General features: G+C 54.4%; 14 protein-coding genes, 2 tRNA genes and 6 pseudogenes. 9 read left to right on the forward strand and 13 right to left on the reverse strand.

Annotated features, from left to right (window positions below; genetic code table 11):
- Nucleotides 1-631 precede the first annotated feature (631 nt).
- From AABM54_RS14595 to AABM54_RS14605, 3 genes are all read right to left on the reverse strand, one after another.
- A complete protein-coding gene (locus AABM54_RS14595) occupies nt 632-1,789 on the reverse strand; it encodes a VopS family T3SS effector adenosine monophosphate-protein transferase (RefSeq protein WP_347900702.1) in 1,158 nt (385 codons plus the stop codon).
- Complete coding sequence (locus AABM54_RS14600; protein ID WP_347900703.1) at nt 1,776-2,222, reverse strand: CesT family type III secretion system chaperone; 447 nt, start codon at nt 2,220-2,222, stop codon at nt 1,776-1,778. Before AABM54_RS14600 ends, AABM54_RS14595 begins: the two co-directional genes overlap by 14 nt.
- Before the next feature lie 805 nt (nt 2,223-3,027).
- Nucleotides 3,028-3,102 (reverse strand) — tRNA-Gln (locus AABM54_RS14605).
- A 385-nt stretch (nt 3,103-3,487) separates the two neighbouring features.
- Between AABM54_RS14605 and AABM54_RS14610 the strand changes: the two genes are divergently transcribed.
- Entirely contained in the window at nt 3,488-3,811 is a 324-nt protein-coding gene (locus tag AABM54_RS14610; protein WP_347906206.1) for a DUF2388 domain-containing protein, read from the forward strand.
- A 492-nt stretch (nt 3,812-4,303) separates the two neighbouring features.
- On the opposite strand, the gene AABM54_RS14615 is transcribed toward AABM54_RS14610, so the two are convergent.
- On the reverse strand, nt 4,304-4,663 hold the full coding sequence (locus AABM54_RS14615) for a DUF2388 domain-containing protein (protein WP_347900705.1): 360 nt from the start codon (nt 4,661-4,663) through the stop codon (nt 4,304-4,306).
- A gap of 512 nt (nt 4,664-5,175) precedes the next feature.
- Here AABM54_RS14615 and AABM54_RS14620 point away from each other — a divergent pair.
- Nucleotides 5,176-5,604, forward strand: coding sequence for a GNAT family N-acetyltransferase (locus tag AABM54_RS14620; protein ID WP_347900706.1), 429 nt, complete (start codon nt 5,176-5,178; stop codon nt 5,602-5,604).
- 355 nt (nt 5,605-5,959) lie between these two features.
- Here AABM54_RS14620 and AABM54_RS14625 read toward each other — a convergent pair whose 3' ends face one another.
- Nucleotides 5,960-6,184 carry a hypothetical protein gene (locus tag AABM54_RS14625; protein ID WP_347900707.1) on the reverse strand — a complete coding sequence of 75 codons (225 nt, stop codon included), beginning with the start codon at nt 6,182-6,184 and terminating at the stop codon, nt 5,960-5,962.
- Between the two features lie 61 nt (nt 6,185-6,245).
- Here AABM54_RS14625 and AABM54_RS14630 point away from each other — a divergent pair.
- Nucleotides 6,246-6,496: pseudogene (locus AABM54_RS14630) on the forward strand (hypothetical protein); the annotation flags it as partial.
- Nucleotides 6,497-6,514: 18 nt separating this feature from the next.
- On the opposite strand, the gene AABM54_RS14635 reads toward AABM54_RS14630, so the two are convergent.
- Complete coding sequence (locus AABM54_RS14635; RefSeq protein ID WP_347900708.1) at nt 6,515-6,994, reverse strand: hypothetical protein; 480 nt, start codon at nt 6,992-6,994, stop codon at nt 6,515-6,517.
- A 1,127-nt stretch (nt 6,995-8,121) separates the two neighbouring features.
- Here AABM54_RS14635 and AABM54_RS14640 point away from each other — a divergent pair.
- Entirely contained in the window at nt 8,122-8,412 is a 291-nt protein-coding gene (locus tag AABM54_RS14640; protein WP_347900709.1) for a hypothetical protein, read from the forward strand.
- Between the two features lie 39 nt (nt 8,413-8,451).
- On the opposite strand, the pseudogene AABM54_RS14645 reads toward AABM54_RS14640, so the two are convergent.
- Nucleotides 8,452-8,673, reverse strand: a pseudogene (locus tag AABM54_RS14645) (phage head morphogenesis protein); the annotation flags it as partial.
- 4 nt (nt 8,674-8,677) lie between these two features.
- Nucleotides 8,678-8,806, reverse strand: a pseudogene (locus tag AABM54_RS14650) (putative metallopeptidase); the annotation flags it as partial.
- Nucleotides 8,807-8,923: 117 nt separating this feature from the next.
- Between AABM54_RS14650 and AABM54_RS14655 the strand changes: the two are divergent.
- The 5 genes and pseudogenes from AABM54_RS14655 to xerC all read left to right on the forward strand — a co-directional run.
- Nucleotides 8,924-9,454, forward strand: coding sequence for a GNAT family N-acetyltransferase (locus tag AABM54_RS14655; protein ID WP_347900710.1), 531 nt, complete (start codon nt 8,924-8,926; stop codon nt 9,452-9,454).
- Between the two features lie 311 nt (nt 9,455-9,765).
- Complete coding sequence (locus AABM54_RS14660) at nt 9,766-9,975, forward strand: hypothetical protein (RefSeq protein ID WP_347900712.1); 210 nt, start codon at nt 9,766-9,768, stop codon at nt 9,973-9,975.
- Nucleotides 9,976-10,205: 230 nt separating this feature from the next.
- On the forward strand, nt 10,206-11,261 hold the full coding sequence (locus AABM54_RS14665; protein WP_347900713.1) for an alpha/beta fold hydrolase: 1,056 nt from the start codon (nt 10,206-10,208) through the stop codon (nt 11,259-11,261).
- Between the two features lie 209 nt (nt 11,262-11,470).
- Nucleotides 11,471-11,646: pseudogene (locus AABM54_RS14670) on the forward strand (SOS response-associated peptidase family protein); the annotation flags it as partial.
- Nucleotides 11,646-12,145, forward strand: a pseudogene (gene xerC, locus AABM54_RS14675) (tyrosine recombinase XerC); the annotation flags it as partial. The pseudogenes AABM54_RS14670 and xerC, both read left to right, overlap by 1 nt.
- A 108-nt stretch (nt 12,146-12,253) precedes the next feature.
- On the opposite strand, the gene AABM54_RS14680 reads toward xerC, so the two are convergent.
- From AABM54_RS14680 to AABM54_RS14700, 5 genes and pseudogenes are all read right to left on the reverse strand, one after another.
- A tRNA-Leu gene (locus AABM54_RS14680) sits at nt 12,254-12,340 on the reverse strand.
- A gap of 399 nt (nt 12,341-12,739) precedes the next feature.
- Nucleotides 12,740-14,099 (reverse strand): annotated as a pseudogene (locus AABM54_RS14685) (ATP-binding protein).
- Entirely contained in the window at nt 14,075-14,740 is a 666-nt protein-coding gene (locus tag AABM54_RS14690) for a response regulator transcription factor (RefSeq protein WP_347900714.1), read from the reverse strand. Before AABM54_RS14690 ends, AABM54_RS14685 begins: the two are co-directional and overlap by 25 nt.
- A 141-nt stretch (nt 14,741-14,881) precedes the next feature.
- Entirely contained in the window at nt 14,882-15,322 is a 441-nt protein-coding gene (locus AABM54_RS14695) for a hypothetical protein (RefSeq protein WP_347900715.1), read from the reverse strand.
- Between the two features lie 29 nt (nt 15,323-15,351).
- On the reverse strand, nt 15,352-16,119 hold the full coding sequence (locus AABM54_RS14700) for a hypothetical protein (protein WP_347900716.1): 768 nt from the start codon (nt 16,117-16,119) through the stop codon (nt 15,352-15,354).
- Nucleotides 16,120-16,262 lie beyond the last annotated feature (143 nt).

The following is a 16,262-nucleotide window of genomic DNA, read 5'->3' on the forward strand; positions in this document are numbered from 1 at the left end:
CACCTTCTTTTAAAGTTAAAACGCACAGAATTGATATCTCACAACCGCATAACCTGGAGCGCCCCAATGCGAACACTTAAAGTCTATCTAGCAATCACTTCGGCACTGTGCCTCGCAGCGTTCTCAACAACGCCACTGGCAGACGTGTATGTCTGCAACGACAAGCTTGTTAAAGACTGCAACATCAAAAGCGCTGTCCTTATCAGTCCAGAGCAGTACAATCTGGAATCTCAGAACTCACACAAGGTTACAGTCAGGCAAGCCCTGGAACATTCATCGCAAGACTCTGTGAGAAACGGTTACAGCAACACAGCCAACACTGATATTTATTTAAAGAAAGACTTTTGGCATGAAGGAGGGACTACGGCATTTCCTCACGACCTGCACATTACAACCTATGTATACAAGGGAAATAACAAACAAAAAACCTGTCATACCTTTTCGAACATGTCCCCCAAAAGCACAACAAAGTACTTCGCGACCTGCGATTAGCAAAAACGAGTCAGGACAATCCCTTGGCGCGATAGCCTAGATTCTCCTGACTCTGCACGCCCGCCTTAGAGCGGGCATTTCATTATCTGACGCTGTTCGTTACCTATGACAAAGCCCCCCATGCTCACGCACGTCTTAATCAGCTTAAACCGCTAAGCAAGTTCTCTGTCTCAACAGCCATCGGTGTAAATTGTTGCGCACGCAACTCAGTAAGGGCATACAGCAACCGCCCCATACGACCATTGCCGTCGATAAACCCATGGAAGCCCACCACAGCTGCGAACAACTGCTTGCCAACTTGCTCATGATCCTTGTCCAGTGTTTTGAGGTGCTGATCCAGCATCGCTGCCCCCGTAATACTGGAGAGCAAACGGCCGCCGCTGGTAGCCGGGCCACGATAGGACCTGTCGATATCAGGTACCAGCCGTTGATGCAGTTCTTTAAGAACGGTCGCGTCTGTCAGGTCCTTGCCATTGGATGTGTACTCACGCAGCAACGCCGTAAAGTTTTCCCATTCATTGCCACCCGAGGTCGACGCTTTAAGGATCCAGGCAGCCGCGCGATCCACATCTTCGGTGTAACCTTTCGGGTTATAGAACGATTCACTCAGGGCATTGTTGTACGGCGCACTGCCAAGATCCTGCCGCAACACTGATTGCTGATGTTGTTGTGCCAGGCCCAGGTTCTTCAGCTCGACCATGAGTATCGGCTCCAGGCGGTCCACCACCGAGGCGGACGAACCTGAAGTACGCAAATTTTCGAGACTGGCAAATGGCAGTTGCTTGTCCACCAGTGCTCGGGTGACCGACGGCCCCACTAGCGCCTCCAAGGCTTGGCCAGATGCAGTATTAACCAGCGCTTGCGCCAGCGCGCGCTCAAAGAGTTGTTTGACTTCGCCACTGGAAACCCCATTCAACGACTTGTCATCTGTTCGACCCAGGCGATCCAGTACTTGCTCGGGGCTTTGCAAACCAGCATCTTTGAACAACATCCGTGCATGCTCAACCGATGAGGTAGATTGCAGACGTTGCTGCAACGCGCCCGCATGTGAAGTAAACAAAGACTGCGTCAGCCCTTGAGCAACGGAAGCGCTGGAACCGGTCGTGAACAGCTTGCCAACGCCTTCAATAAAACGCGCCACTGCGCTGTCTTTAGGCTGAGTACGCAGCACTTGCTGCAAATCGGCTTGAATATGGTACTCACGACCACCGACTTTCAACACACCTTGCTGCTGGATAGCGTCTTTGACGGATTCAGGTGCTCTTTGCAACGCGGCAACATTGTTAAACGTGATCATACTTAACCCCTTGAAAACTGGATGCTGAATCAACAGGCATCGCCAGCTGCCGCGAAAAAGTGTCAGCCCATTCGATAAAACAACCCAGGCTCGCTTCTAACTCGTGAACATTGAGCCCTTCCAGGCTCAATGCCTGAAATCCGATAAGCCCCAAATCAGGGTCCCACCCGACACCTGGAGCTGATCCCATCAGCGGATTGAGCGCTGTCGACATCAACACATTCAATGTTTTCCGGGAAGGATTGTCGGGTAGCTCATAGCCGAGCGGTCCAAACAGTATCAATTGGTTAAACGCACACGCGTGTCGTAACGACAACACCTGCCGATGACTCACCACCAGCGTGCACAAACGTTCATCATTGAATTCAAGCCCGGCGATACCCAGTACAGCCCCCAACTCCTGGAGCAAGGCATCTACGTAACTGGTACTCATGACCACACACTTCCCCGTTCGTTTGTCAGTATTTGAGAGAACTCATCGTATCATCGCCTCCCCCCCTGACTTTTTAGTAAAACGCTCCTGATTTTTTAGATATCTCTATAAATCACTTAAGAAGTTACTCAAACAGCCATGTCGTTCTCGTTGCTCGGCGCCCTGCAGCTTATGAGCGCCTTCACCGTCTTCAGCTTGTGCTCTTAGCGGGTAAGTCAGCAGTATTTGCAGGCCACGTATGCCGTTCTCGGCGGGATCGAAAACGGTAAAACGCGGCTTGGGCACTCCAGCCCCCATGCTCTCCCTGCCCCGCCCATCGTTACGGAAGTTGAAGTCTATGTTTGCGTTTTCTTGTGTCCTACTTCGCGCTTATCCGTAAGGGGCATCACTCATCGTCAGACATAAAAAATCCCGCTCGATGGCGGGATTATTTGACCGGTAATCATTTGGCTGGGCGGTCCAACAGGTTTAGGAAAGCAATACTGGTGGAGCGCGAGGGGGCAACCTTCCATCGCCTGGATATCACCCCGCCAAGAACACCCCCATGCCCACAGAAGAGCAAATTACCCAACCGCTGGTCACTCAGCGCTCGACCGTAACGAGACTGGTCACCACTAGCGATCCTTGTCAGCATCCGATACAGGAGCACAAGCGGGCTGAAAATTAAAGATGTCACGCAGAGGGGTATGTAACTGACATAAGAAACGCCGGACCGGATCGGAGTTGGCGCTCCCTATAAAGACGATCATCCAAAACTCGCGCACTGCCTGCCGAACGAGTTGTACCTTGATGACCATAAGGAAAATGGCAGGGGCGGCTGGATTTGAACCAACGCATGGCAGGATCAAAACCTGCTGCCTTACCGCTTGGCGACGCCCCTGTATCTGTTGCTACGAGTGCCTGACACTCTCTTCCTGACTTTTCAGCTTGCGAGCAGCACGAGATGCTGCTTCATTCCGCTACAAGTCCTGTAAGGACCTCTGCAAGAATGCGTGCAAATTTATCAACTTTCGCTTCGTTTGGGAAGCCCCCTCAAAAACAAATTGTTTTTAAAACAGCCACTTACTATTGACCGAGGTTAGGCACACATCACCGAGCATCCATTCGAGCTCCCACAAGCAGCCGGCAGGTGCTTTAGAGGAAGATCGCCCAAACCTTCGACCTCTTGGCCGGAATACCCCTCCGACAGGGAACTGCTGCCCAGCATCACGCATCAAAAGTACATGAAAGGTCTTTTTGTCTTCATGCTTCAGGAGGACAACGCCATGCCCCGCATATTCCTCATCCCTTTGCTAATGCTCCTGCCCTTTGGTTCGACCATGGCCCACGGGCCCCACATTGATGCACGTGATGTTGCTACTTCGGCAGGGATCTCCGTGTCGCTCTACTCAACGTTCAAAGACGACAAAATCGTAACGCCCGTCCGCGAGGACCTCTCCAGCTTCATCGCCAGCGGGGGGGCAATTCGCGACGTATATCTAGAGTCTGTATTGACGCAAGCGAGACACAATCATCCAGGCCTCAACGCAAGTGACGAAGAACTGGCCAAAGCGCTCCTCATCCAGGATGAGCAACAGACAGGTCAATAGAAGACTACGCATATCCGCATCTGAGCTTCACTTGCCATATCTTGGAGAGCCGATAGAACACCTCAAAAGCCCGTCTGGAGCGGGCTTTCCTGGAGTTCTAGCGTTAATTTCATGGCTACGACTGGGACTTCCACAAAGCCCATGCATGGGTGCCACCCACTGCTGCTGAGCGCTGTACCATAAAACAACGGCATCCCGATTTACGTCCCCCCGGGCCATCCGACTTGTGGTACTTGAACGGTGAATGTCACATTCCTACGATGATTTTACGCAGTTGCTTAAATGCCCCTGCAACTGCGTGAGTGGCGAGTGAACTGAACGCCTACCAAGCTCGCCATTCGCTCCACGCGCATCTTGAGCCTCATTGGCTCTACTTCCTCCCCATCAAAGAGCTTTGAGGCTCTTTTTTGCCCCGCGCGCCCCCCAGAAAGGAAAAGGTCCAGCGAACTGACTGGATTTTAGAGGTGATGTACTCAGGGCTTGCTCGGCCAGCTAGCGCGATTGGTAGACCAAAATCGCTTGCGCCAGCCGCATATCATTAACTGTGTCAACTTCGCCAGACGGACGTAAAACATCAAACGCAGCTTCCAAATGCACGCCGCGAATGTTGCCATTGCTCGCGACAAAGGCAGCGGCATCATTACGAGCGCAAACAATTTTCTGGTCGTGGCTATTGATACTCTCGCGAGTATTCCCACTGCTTTCATCGGTGAAGGTAATGGGATACAAAGTGACGGCCAACGTCGTTGAGACAATGCCCCCAAAGGTCGATACCTGCACACCACCATCTCCGGCGCTGGCAGGTAAACTGAAGGACAAACCGAACAGCATTAAAGTAATGGCTTTATACACAAACGAACTCCAAAGGTATGCGTAAAGGTTCTTCCGTGATCGGTTGCCTATTTCACTTAAAACCCAGACCTCTACATGCCCTCGTTTACCTGGGGAGAGAGGGTACAAACGAAAAAGCCCAGCGCACGGACTGGGCTTCATCTTCAGCTGAACATTCAACCACCCTTTACTGCTTAGTGCTTTCAAATCCCTTGGACCGATGAGATTGACACCGACTTCGCCCCGCGTCTTGCCAGCGCGGCCACGCGGACAATCAGTACGCAGAGGCTACATCCTCGGCAGGGCCTACATCAATGCGAGGCGGCGATTCAACTGCCATCATTGCGGCGGGACTCCGTGCAGCAGCGATGCATGCCGGGGTGATAAAGGAGCCGCTGAAGATACTCCGTCGGCGCAATGCGCTGGCGCCTCAGAATCGGTGACGTATGATGAGGGTCAAACCTCTTGGGCTCTCGAACTGGCAAGCTGCTGGCTTGAGCGCGGTATGAAAAATAACGGATATCGAACTGGAAATGATCAGAGCACTTGAAACACACGACATAGAAACCGTACTGGATATCTGGCTAAAAGCATCGCTGGTAGCCCATGACTTTATTGACGCCTCTTTCTGGCACTCACAAGTCGAGAACATGCGAAGCCTATACATCCCAGCTTCGGAGACCTACGTTATTGAGCAGGAATCAACAGTGGTGGGGTTCTGCTCGCTGTACGAAAATCAACTTGCCGCGCTGTTTATTGCCCCTGAGTTCCAGGCTAAGGGTTTTGGCAAACAGCTGCTCGCTCATGCCAAAACCCTGCGAACTGAATTGACTCTCGGGGTTTACAAAAATAACACCGCCAGTTGTGAATTTTATTTATCACAAGGGTTTGTTGTGACGTGTGAGCAGACTGATGAACAAACCGGACACCAAGAGTACCTCATGCGCACCATCGAAATTTGAATGCCTGAAACTTCTTGCGGAGCACTGCGGTTCCGGCCATCGGTTTTCCTGCCCGCCAGAAGCCCTGCCAAGATGCCGAAGATTCCCAAACCACGCGGCGGCGTTGGCCGAGGTTGCCGAGCGTGAGTACAGGCTATCGCACACAGGACGAGTGCAAGGGCCCGCACTACGCACAGTGATTCACATTGAATCGGAAAGCTACGGCAACAGGAACATGGACTGCCGCACCAGCAGCAATCTGTGCCAACTGACCACCGAATATACCGCCACCTTCACGACCAAGCTGATCGGAGAGCGGATCACCGCTTGATCTGCTCTCACCTTGAGAAAGACGCCAGGCGATATGGCGTAATAGTCAGTCACCGCGAAGTCGATTGATGGCGTCCGTACCCAGTATTCCGCTCCTGCCTACGCCCAGTTTGGATATCAACTCAGGCTCCGCATCGGGAACAAAATAGACCCAGTGTCCCGAACCATCAGGCTTGCGCTCTACGGCTGAAATATTGGCGACAACTTGGCTTTCAGTTAAATCCAGAGCATCTGCAAGTTCTCGCTGTGAAGGCTTCTGATCCTTGTTCATAACGAACTCCTGTTCACAACAGCTGAACTCGTAAGTTTAGCTCGACGCAAAAAAATTCACGTACCATCTGTCGTATCCGGTCACGGAGGGCGGCGCAGGCGAGCCAGCACCAACAATCACCGCAGAGGACCACCTGACACGGGTCACCGTAACGATCAAAGGCACGCCGTACGTGATCGTCGAATCTGCCTGCGGATGCTGCAACCGACCGAACAGTACAAAGCCCAGGGCTTCCCCGCCGACTACATCATCAGCCACGACGCTGATGGCAGTCGTAGAATGGATACGGCCACTCATCAACGAAATAGATGAGCGGCCGAAAAAATAAAATCAACCAAACCATATCGACACAATTGTATCGATATCATTTAGTTCAATATTGCAACGCTCTGGCCTCCAGTCCTTTGTGAGCCCATCACCTGTTTTATAAACTCGAAGAGGGTGACCCACTAACTGAGCAACTGTATGTGGTTGCGCCGAGGTCAACGAACCAATTAACTGACCTATATTCAACTCCTCAGACGACAGTGACCTTACGAGGTTCTCTTCCAGTAAATAAAACCCTTCTTGCCCACGAAAACCATGTTGCAGTATGTACCAGCCCTCAGCGGTAATTTCAAAAGCGTTGTAACCTCCGGTAGGAAGGTTGCATAAGGCCGGAAATATCCGAGCCCCCACTTTCTCCCCGAATATTTTGCTTGACCCTATCAAGCTACTTAGCTCGGCTCGAGCCTCACTCAGTGGGATTCTCCGCACTTCATCATTACATTGAACTGTGCCGTCAAGTTTATAAACCCATACGCTGGACATAGCTTTCTCCTTCCCTAAGTTTGCTCCACTCATGAGAGCACTTACCAAGTGGCACACTACTTAGGCAGCTAATAAAAATGCAAAACGCCAGCGTGCTATTCGGCTGATTCAGCATAGTTGAAGAAATGCCGGGCTCGCTAGATCTATCCGCCGGACCTAACTCTCAAAGTCAGCGGCTATAGCGGTAAGAACGACGAAGACCGCAGATACGTACATCGAGGATGAGCTATTCAAGCGCCTACAAGGCTGAGCTGGGCTGTGCGATGCCATGGAATCGACTGGATGGAAGATGCATGACCTCTCCCGCGTTGAGGAAAAGAAGGTCGTGACGATTCGAAACCTCACCGAGCAAGCCGACTGAATCAACCAGCGCCACATCAGCCTGACGATAACTGCCCAAGCACCTGATACTCCCCATAACCTGGCTGCATCGGAGTGTGATCTGCGGCAAAGCAAGGCACCTGGCTTGTAATCAGCTCGCCGGGCAGAAGCCGGCGCAGATCGAGCCAAGGGTAGCGCCTCGCGTAGATCGCACTCCAATGCCGAGCCACACTAGCGTCTGTATTCCTGCCCCCCATGGCTGCCGTTGTAGTAGCGCCCGTGATCATGTCTGTGACCATCATGGTCGTGCCAATACGGCCAACAGCCGCCGAGTAAAAGGGCCCCTGACATCAACAAAACTAGAGTGGTTGTGCGTTTCATTTGATCATCTCCGGGCAGGCGATACCTACTCTATGAGCGTTTGATCACCTTCGAATTGGGGAGGTTCAAAAGTTTCCGACCAGTAGGCATTCTCCAGAATGCATCTGGCCAGTACCAAATTCCAGGCGGCGTCGGGAAGTTCGTACCGTTTGGCCATCGTGGGCCCCTGCCCCGGCTGAAGCCCCCCCAGCTCAAGGTCATGCTGGTCTCGGTCACTTCCTGGGCAGACAGATTTGCGGGAGCCGTTGGCCGGTCACCAATACCGGGGGGTTCATGCTACTCCGCAGGGGCCGGTGGTCGTTGCATTTCGCTTGTCGCTGGCGTGTGGCTAAGCTTAATAAATCGGTGCGAATTGAAACTTGGATGAAAGTGGCCATCAGCGGATCTGGATTGGTATCAAGACAGTACTCCCTAAGGAGACGACTATGTATGCGGTTATAAGAACCTACTTGGGTGCTGGAGCAAAGCAGCTTTTCGAGCTTTTAGAAGAGCGCAAAGCCGACGTCGAAGCTACCCTGCGGACAGTGCCTGGCCTCGTAAGCTACACACTGCTGAATACTGGTGATGGTGGTACGTCGGTGACTGTTTGCACGGACAAGGCCGGCAGCGATGCGAGCTTGAAAGTCGCACGTGACTGGATTCAGAAAAATGCATCGAATATCCACGCGAACCCGCCGATCGTTACGGAAGGACCGATCATTGTGCAGATCAATTAGCGCGCCCTTGCGATTGATCTCACGACACTATCGCTGACATCGCTTATCCATCGACCGGCAGAGCGGACTGGTCTTGCTGCCCAGCGTGGCGACCATTTCAATCTCGGTCACCACGTTGGTATTGGCCTTGGCCACTTTCATCCACGCCTGTGACGACACATGCTGAATCGCGGCATGCACAACCGTGCTGGCATTGCGGCTGATGGTGGCCAGGATGCCGCCTCTGTACCCGGCCACCCTGGTACCGCGAATGTTGCGGATGGCGTACCAAAGCAGGACTGTTTGCAGCATCCACCAACGCTTGAACATCAGGGCTTGCGCCGTAGCGGCGGACCACACCGACGAACTCTTCTACGTTGTGACCGCGCATGCATAACTTCGGCATCCCTCCTTCGTGAACTTGGGGCACCGATTGAAATTGCATAAATGCCTGTTAAGGTAATCAAACCGATGAATACACCAACGTGGCAGTGAACAGGCAAACCTACTCTCCAGCGCAAAGGGAAAAATGATGCAACCACTACCAGTCTCCCCGTTAACTATTGGTGAGTCGCTAGAGCTGCGCCCACTAGAAGCTGATGACTTCGAATCGCTGTACAGTGTCGCATCCGACCCCCTGATTTGGGTTCAGCATCCAAGCCCAATGCGCTATCAAGAACCAGTTTTTCACGAGTGGTTTAACGAGGCACTAGCTTCAAAGTCCGCGCTTATCGTTATCGACCGTAGCAACAACCAGGTGATTGGCTCCTCTCGTTACTACGAGTTCGATGAAAAAAAACGAGAAGTCGCTATCGGATACACCTTCCTAGCTCGCGAAAAATGGGGAGGCGGAGCCAATAAAGAGTTGAAACATTTAATGCTGACTCATGCATTTCAATGGGTGGACACTGTTTGGTTTCACATTGATAGTCAGAACATTCGATCTCAGCGAGCCATGGAAAAAATCGGCGGGCTCCTCTCCCATCGCGCCACTAAACAGCTCACCGATCGCACTCAGGAGTACCTGCTCTACAAGATAGAGAGGCCTAATCGCTCTGATTGACGCACCAATCAACTCACCATCCCGGCTGTCTCGCTGTGCGCTTGCCCATGCAGCAGGGCCACGGCAAATCCCAGAGGTAGCCCGGCTTCACGTGCTTCGCTGATTACCTTAACAAGAGCTTGGTCAAGCACCGCCAGTGTCTCCACGATATCAATGCTTACTGGCCGTTCGTGGCGGATAATTAAAGCCTTTAGAGCTGAGCGACATCGCTCGTGGCTACTCAACATCCTGCGGCGTCCTGCCGACCAAAATCCCCACTACCGCTTCCACATTTCAAACTGCTACGCCGCCCTCTCCACGGAGGACTCGCGATGCCAAATGCAGACCTGCTCCCTTCCCTGCTGTTCAAGCTCAACGAAAACCAGCTCGCCCTCGAGGCAGCCATCCTGGAGCTTTCAAACTGGATCGAACAGCGCGGATCGGCCGACGTCGCCGACAACGTTCGCGGAGCCTTGGACACGATCGATAAAAACAAGGAGTTCATCAAGATGACGCTCGCGGTGCTGATGACGCCGGAGTGACGTCTGACTGGCAGTTATCAGCCAGAAGCGGGTGTTTCGCCTTGGCGCCAGAGCGCCGCTCACCGCACGGTTGAGCTAGCGATGAAAGTCATGCGCGTCGGCGCGAATCTGGGCTTTAATATCCGTGCAGCTCACCTGTACCCAACATTGTGTTTCGACCGCATACGAAATGGGCCCAGCAGCCTGCTTCAGATTGCTATGCGCTTGTCTGATTAAGGAAGATAACGACATTGAAAACAGCTTTCGGCGCCCTGTTTCTGATCTGCCTGACTGCCAGCGCACTCGCTGACGAGAATCCTGTCGGCTTCCAGTCTTCCACGCTGCTGGACACGCACAATGACCGCCCGCTTGAGATGGTCGTCTGGTACCCCAGTGCAACTACCGCTACCACGCAATTGATCGCCGATACCGTGGTGTTTGTCGGTGCTTCTGCCGTTCGTAACACGCCACCGGCTGCCGGCGAACACCCATTGGTGGTGCTCTCCCACGGTTTCGGGGGCAACTGGGGCAACCAGACTTGGCTTGCCAGCGCTCTGGCCCATAAGGGTTACATCGTCGCTGCGGTCAACCACCCCGGTACCACTAGCCGTGACCGTAGCCCTCAAGCAGCGGCACAGTTATGGCAGCGGCCCGTCGATCTGAGCCGAGTCATTGAAGCGGTCACGACTCAACCTGAAAAATTTGGCCGGGTCGCGAAGCGCCGAATTGCTGTAGTGGGCCATTCACTGGGCGGCTGGACCGCCATGGAGATCGCCGGTGCTCGCTTCGATCCAGACCTATTCGCCCGTGACTGCAAAGCCCACCCGCAGTTGGCCAGTTGCACCGTTTATCAACAGATAAACCCCACAAGCACCTCAGCATTGAAGGCCGGGTTGGCCGCCGATTTGCGCGATAAACGCGTCACCGCTGTGGTTACACTGGACTTGGGCCATTCACGCGGGCTGACCGACGAAAGCCTTGCGGCGCTGCCGGTACCAGCGCTAGTGATCGCTGCCGGCGTACCGTCACAAGAGCTTCCCGCTCAGTTGGAGTCCGCCAACTTGGCCAAACGCCTGCCCCAAGCGTCAAGCCGATACGTCGAAATCAGCGACGCAAGCCACTTCAGCTTCATGTCGGTGTGCAAACCTGGCGCGGTGGCATTGCTCGAAGAAGCAGTACCAGGCGATGGCATCATCTGCCGAGATGGCGACAACGGCCGCCCACGTGGGTTGATCCAACAGCAGATTACATCGCTGATCACCGAGTTTCTGATGCAGTCATCTGGCAACAGAGAGGACATTTTGTAAACCATCAGTATTAGGCTTGCCGGTGCTCGGCAAGAACACCGCCGGAGCCGTTTCCGCGCCCGCGTAATCGGTCATATCGGCTGGTTGAATCCACAGTCGATTTCGGTCATTCGGTCCACAGCCAAGCTCTGCTTTCAGAGTGAGGGCTGACCGTATGCGGACGACCTTCCCAGTACAGCGGCATTCACGACTTCGTTGCAGCGCTGAGCATGCCCAATACACTGGCCAACACCGTGGGCGATGAACCGCTCGGGCGCTACAACGTCGCGCCAACGACGCAAGTCGCCCTGCTCCACCTCGAAGGCGACACCTTGCTGCTGACCGGGTTCGTTGGCGATGGTGTCCGCACTGGGCGAAGGACCGCGCCGCGCCGATCAATGCCAGATTCTCGAGTACGCAAAACTTGAAAAAGACCGAGCCTCCAGTGCCGCAGCAAAGTCTGTACTCACCTTCAGTTACGTCGCCGAGCGCTATATGGAGGAAGTCGTTCCGACAAAAGCTCCCGCTACACAGAGGGGCAACGCCCGAGAGCTGAAACAGTTATTGTCCTTCTTCAACGACCCTCCGGCACCGCTTGAGGCAATCGAGCCCCAGCATGTTCGGCAGTACCTGCGGTATCGCGGTAAAACTGCACCTGTACGGGCCAATCGCGAGAAAGCACTGCTTAGTGCGATTTGGAACTTCGCCAGGGAAACTGGCTACACGGCGCTTGCCAACCCCTGCTCCGGCGTAAAAGGAAATCGCGAGACGGACCGAAAGTCTACATCGAAGACGACCTGCTTCTCAGCGTGTGGGAGCACGCCGACCAACCACTTAAAGATGCCCTGGATCTGTTTTACCTTACTGCGCAACGGATCGCCGATACGCTGAAGATGGATGAGCAGCATGAAGGTCACACCAACAAAATGACCGATTGCGGAACACGTCAAAAATTGCGGAACGAAAACGACAAGGGCCTGCGAAGGAAAAACCCCGCAAGCCCTTGATAAATATGGTGCCCGAAGCCGGAATCGAACCGGCACGCCCTTACGAGCGGGGGATTTTAAGTCCCATGCGTCTACCAGTTTCGCCATTCGGGCGGTAGCGCGGTGAAGCGATCTGAACGTCTGAAAAACGCCATGGCGCTGATGTTGCAGAGCTGGGGGAATATATACAGCCATTCCCTAGTAATCAAGCTCGCAAGCGCTTATTTCAAGACGAATTTTTACGGCGGCATGTAGAGAATAAACCCTGTAAATCATTGACCTACAGAACTTATCCACGCTGGGGACCAAGGTTCGCGTAGCCCCACCAAAGGTAGAACCCAAGCCCTCGGTACACCCTGCAAGCCCAAGAGACTAGCACGACAATCATTTCGCAACCAACTGATTTTTAAGGATTTATTGCCATAGCTCTGCATAGAGCTACCACCGGATTGAGCAGCAATTTGGCTAGACCTGGATTGCCCAGTCAAGAGCGTTTGAGCGGCGCCAAGTCGATCACAACGTTGCCATTGGCAACCACACCGAGACACATAAACCACGTCGTGCCTCATCATCGGAAAAACCCAGGCGAACCCGTGCACCGTTACGGTCCGCTATAGCCTTGACGATGGAGAGCCCCAACCCAGAGCCCACCTCATGACTCCCGAGGCTGCGATAAAACGGATCGAACACGCGTTCTCGCTCTTCGACCGCAATCCCGGGGCCGGTGTCCCTGACTTGCAACAGAACGCTGTCGCCTTCATTGCCAACACAAAGGTCTATCCGTCCCCCCTGCGGCGTATAACGAATGGCGTTGTCGACCAGATTCTTGACCAGCGCAATCAGGTCGAGCTCATTCAGCAGAACCCGTGCATCCTGCTGACCTTCAACCCCGATGTCGATGTGCTTGACCTCTGCCAGGGGCAACAGGTCCTCCAGCACACGACGATAAACGTCACGCACGGAGACCGGCGAAGTCGCTAGATTCTCGGCTGATTGCGCAGTGGCCAACATCAACAACTGATCAATCAGATTCTTGCCGCGCTCAATCCCTCGACACAACGGCAACAGACGCTCACGCGCCACGGGCGACATCTCGGCAGCAGACAGGCGCTCAGCTTGCAGGGATAACGCGGTCAAAGGCGACCGAAGTTCGTGGGCAGCATCGGCAACAAACCGGCGCTGTGTTTCCATCGACTGCTCGACACGGCCGAGCAATCGGTTGATGGCCAGCACGAAAGAACGGATCTCGGTGGGCAGATGACGCTCATCGATAGGATGCAGTTCCTGTTGGTTGCGCTGGTCAATTTCAGAGGCCAGCACCGCGATCGGCCGGAACAGCTTGCGCACCAAGTCGGCAACCACCAGCAATAACACGGGAAACAGGATTAGAAACGGCAGGAGGCCGCGCCACGCGCTCTCTCGGGCGTCTTTGTCTCGAGCATCGATTTCCTGCGCGACCGCGATGCGCTCACCCTGTGTCGTGGTCCTGACCAAAACACGAAACGGTTCGCCGCCCACATCCAGGGTGAACAAACCATCAGCCAACATTACCGGAAGCGGCAACGGTGACCGGGCATCCCCGTTTCCCGGCGCATGTTTACCATCGGCCAAGTACTGAACAATGACCCTGGACTCTTCATCGTCTCCCTCGATACCGACGTTGTTCTGGGGATAGGCCCAGCGTCATTTGCTGCCGATCAAAGAGAACCGCCACCTGACGCAAGGTATTGTCCTGCATCTCGTGGGCTTCATCGAACGCGGACACAAACGCGAATATACCCGCCACAATGGCAACGAGCAGAATGGCCAGCGACAGGGAAACAGACAGCCTGAGCTGTACCGACTCACTCAGCCGTTTTTTGAAACCATCCATCCCACTCCCCTCACGTTTTTGATGACATGGCTACCCAACTTGCGCCGCAGCGCATGGATCAAAAACTCCACCGCATTGCTTTCCACTTCATTGCCCCAGCCATAAATACGGTCTTCAAGATCACTACGCGAGAGAATGGCGCCAGGCCTGATCAACAGCGCCTGCAGCAAGGCAAACTCGCGATTGGACAGTTGAACGGCCGGGTTCTCCTGCGTCGAGGCTTCTTTCGAGGTGGGGTCGAGCGAGACCACATTGTTGCTGAGGATGGGCAACGCGCTACCACCTTTTCGCCGCAGAACGGCGCGCATGCGGGCAAGCAGTTCCGCCATCTCAAAGGGCTTCAGGACGTAATCATCGGCGCCGCCATCGAGACCACGCAGCCGGTCATCAAGGCTGTCCCGGGCGGTAATAATCAGCAGCGGCACGGGGTTGTTGCCGGCACGAATGCTGTTGAGCACATCCAGCCCATCCTTGCCCGGCAAGCCGAGATCGAGCAGCACCAGGTCGTAATGCTGAGTCTCCAACGTCGCCAAGGCGGTCAGGCCATTACGAACCCAGTCGGCGGCGTAACCGGCATCCATCAATGCGCCCTGGATCGCATCTCCGATCATGGGGTCATCTTCAACCAGCAATATCCGCATGTCCCTCTCCGGTGATGAATGAGACACGACACTCGATTGACGCACTGTTGCCACGAATGTCATGCCGGCATTGAATCACCTGCTCAAGCGTTCACGAAGTGGTTTATCCATCTTCAGACAGGCGCACTACGTGCCTTATCGTCATTTGATTGATTGCATGGACCGGAAGGTTTTCAGCAGGTCATCCATCGAGGCCTTGCATTCGCTCAGTGTCGGACTGCTGGCACGCAAGGCCTCGAGCGCACGGTCGATGGCCTTGTCCAGCACATGCCAGTCGCTCGCCGCCCGAGGCTTGATACCCGCCTCGGCGCTGTCCCAGGACAACTCAAGGTCCTTGATCCGGGTTTTCGCACCCGGCAAGTCGTTCTTGTCGACAAGAGCTGCAACCTCTACAGCAATCCCCTGGAACGTCGACAGATCTCCCAGCTTGGAAACCGAGCCTGCGGCCTGAACGCTCGCCGCGCCCGACACGGCACCCGCTTTCGGAGCGTCGGCAGGTTTGGAACACCCGGCAGCCAAGCTCAACAAAGCAATGGCTGACAGAATAGCGGCTTTACGAATGACAGCTTGAACGTGGGCCATGATGAATCCCCGATTGGCTTTTGAATGCGTTATTGAGTAACGAGTTTGCGAGTGCCGACGCTGAACTGCGCGACAACTACCAGAATGACAATGACGGTCAGGAAGATGGCGCTGGTCCAGGTCGCGCCCATGCCGAGGCCGCCATAGGTCTTGGCTTGAGTCAGCAGGTCGCCCAGGGAGGCGCCGAAAGGACGCGTCAGTATGTAAGCGATCCAGAAGGTCAGAACGACATTGGCTCCCATGCGCCAGGCGATGAACGTTGCAGCGATCAGCCCACCAAAAATCACAGCGCCCCAGGTAAAGCCAAGGCCCAGCGCTTCGGTGGCCAGATCACCCGCCGCCGTACCCAGGGCAAAAGTGCAAAGCACCGTGGTCCAGTAAAACCACTCTCGGCGCGGTGTGACGATTTCATTGATGGACAGGTTGCGCTCCGCCGCATACCAGATCATGAAATTGATCGCCAGCAAGATGGAAAACACCGCCGTACTGGCGTACAGGCTGACGCCCAGCTTATCGGTGAGCAAATCCGTGATCTGCGTTCCCACCACGCTGACCAGCACCACGGTCAGCCAGTAAATCCAAGGCGTATACGCACGGGTGCGAAACTGGCCGAACAATGCAATCGCCAGCAGGGCTGCCATGCCAAGGCTTGTCACCCCCTGCCCCAGGCCGGCATCGACAGCGAGAAAGTCGGCACCTGTTTCACCCACCGTGGTGGACATGATTTTGATGACCCAGAATGACAGCGTCACCTCGGGAACTTTGTTCAGCCAATCGGCTTTTGTCAGCGACTTCATGTGACCTCTCCATAACAGCGCTGCAGTTCGCGCAAGGGAGAGGCTACGCACGCAAACTTAGCTAAGACTGAGGAACGAACAATGAAGCCGAAACGCTGCCCTCCGCGAGGGAGATAAACAGCAAAGGCTTGGCTAATGCGCGG

The sequence above is a fragment of the Pseudomonas purpurea genome, assembly GCF_039908635.1.
GTDB lineage: Bacteria > Pseudomonadota > Gammaproteobacteria > Pseudomonadales > Pseudomonadaceae > Aquipseudomonas > Aquipseudomonas purpurea.

Excerpts from the sequence above, each read along its gene's own strand:
- AABM54_RS14625 (WP_347900707.1), bottom strand. The coding sequence starts at position 6,184 with ATGAACAAGGATCAGAAGCCTTCACAGCGAGAACTTGCAGATGCTCTG.
- AABM54_RS14635 (WP_347900708.1), bottom strand. The coding sequence starts at position 6,994 with ATGTCCAGCGTATGGGTTTATAAACTTGACGGCACAGTTCAATGTAAT.
- AABM54_RS14660 (WP_347900712.1), top strand. The coding sequence starts at position 9,766 with ATGCCAAATGCAGACCTGCTCCCTTCCCTGCTGTTCAAGCTCAACGAA.
- AABM54_RS14610 (WP_347906206.1), top strand. The coding sequence starts at position 3,488 with ATGCCCCGCATATTCCTCATCCCTTTGCTAATGCTCCTGCCCTTTGGT.
- AABM54_RS14595 (WP_347900702.1), bottom strand. The coding sequence starts at position 1,789 with ATGATCACGTTTAACAATGTTGCCGCGTTGCAAAGAGCACCTGAATCC.
- AABM54_RS14600 (WP_347900703.1), bottom strand. The coding sequence starts at position 2,222 with ATGAGTACCAGTTACGTAGATGCCTTGCTCCAGGAGTTGGGGGCTGTA.
- AABM54_RS14700 (WP_347900716.1), bottom strand. The coding sequence starts at position 16,119 with ATGAAGTCGCTGACAAAAGCCGATTGGCTGAACAAAGTTCCCGAGGTG.
- AABM54_RS14695 (WP_347900715.1), bottom strand. The coding sequence starts at position 15,322 with ATGGCCCACGTTCAAGCTGTCATTCGTAAAGCCGCTATTCTGTCAGCC.
- AABM54_RS14620 (WP_347900706.1), top strand. The coding sequence starts at position 5,176 with ATGATCAGAGCACTTGAAACACACGACATAGAAACCGTACTGGATATC.
- AABM54_RS14640 (WP_347900709.1), top strand. The coding sequence starts at position 8,122 with ATGTATGCGGTTATAAGAACCTACTTGGGTGCTGGAGCAAAGCAGCTT.
- AABM54_RS14690 (WP_347900714.1), bottom strand. The coding sequence starts at position 14,740 with ATGCGGATATTGCTGGTTGAAGATGACCCCATGATCGGAGATGCGATC.
- AABM54_RS14655 (WP_347900710.1), top strand. The coding sequence starts at position 8,924 with ATGCAACCACTACCAGTCTCCCCGTTAACTATTGGTGAGTCGCTAGAG.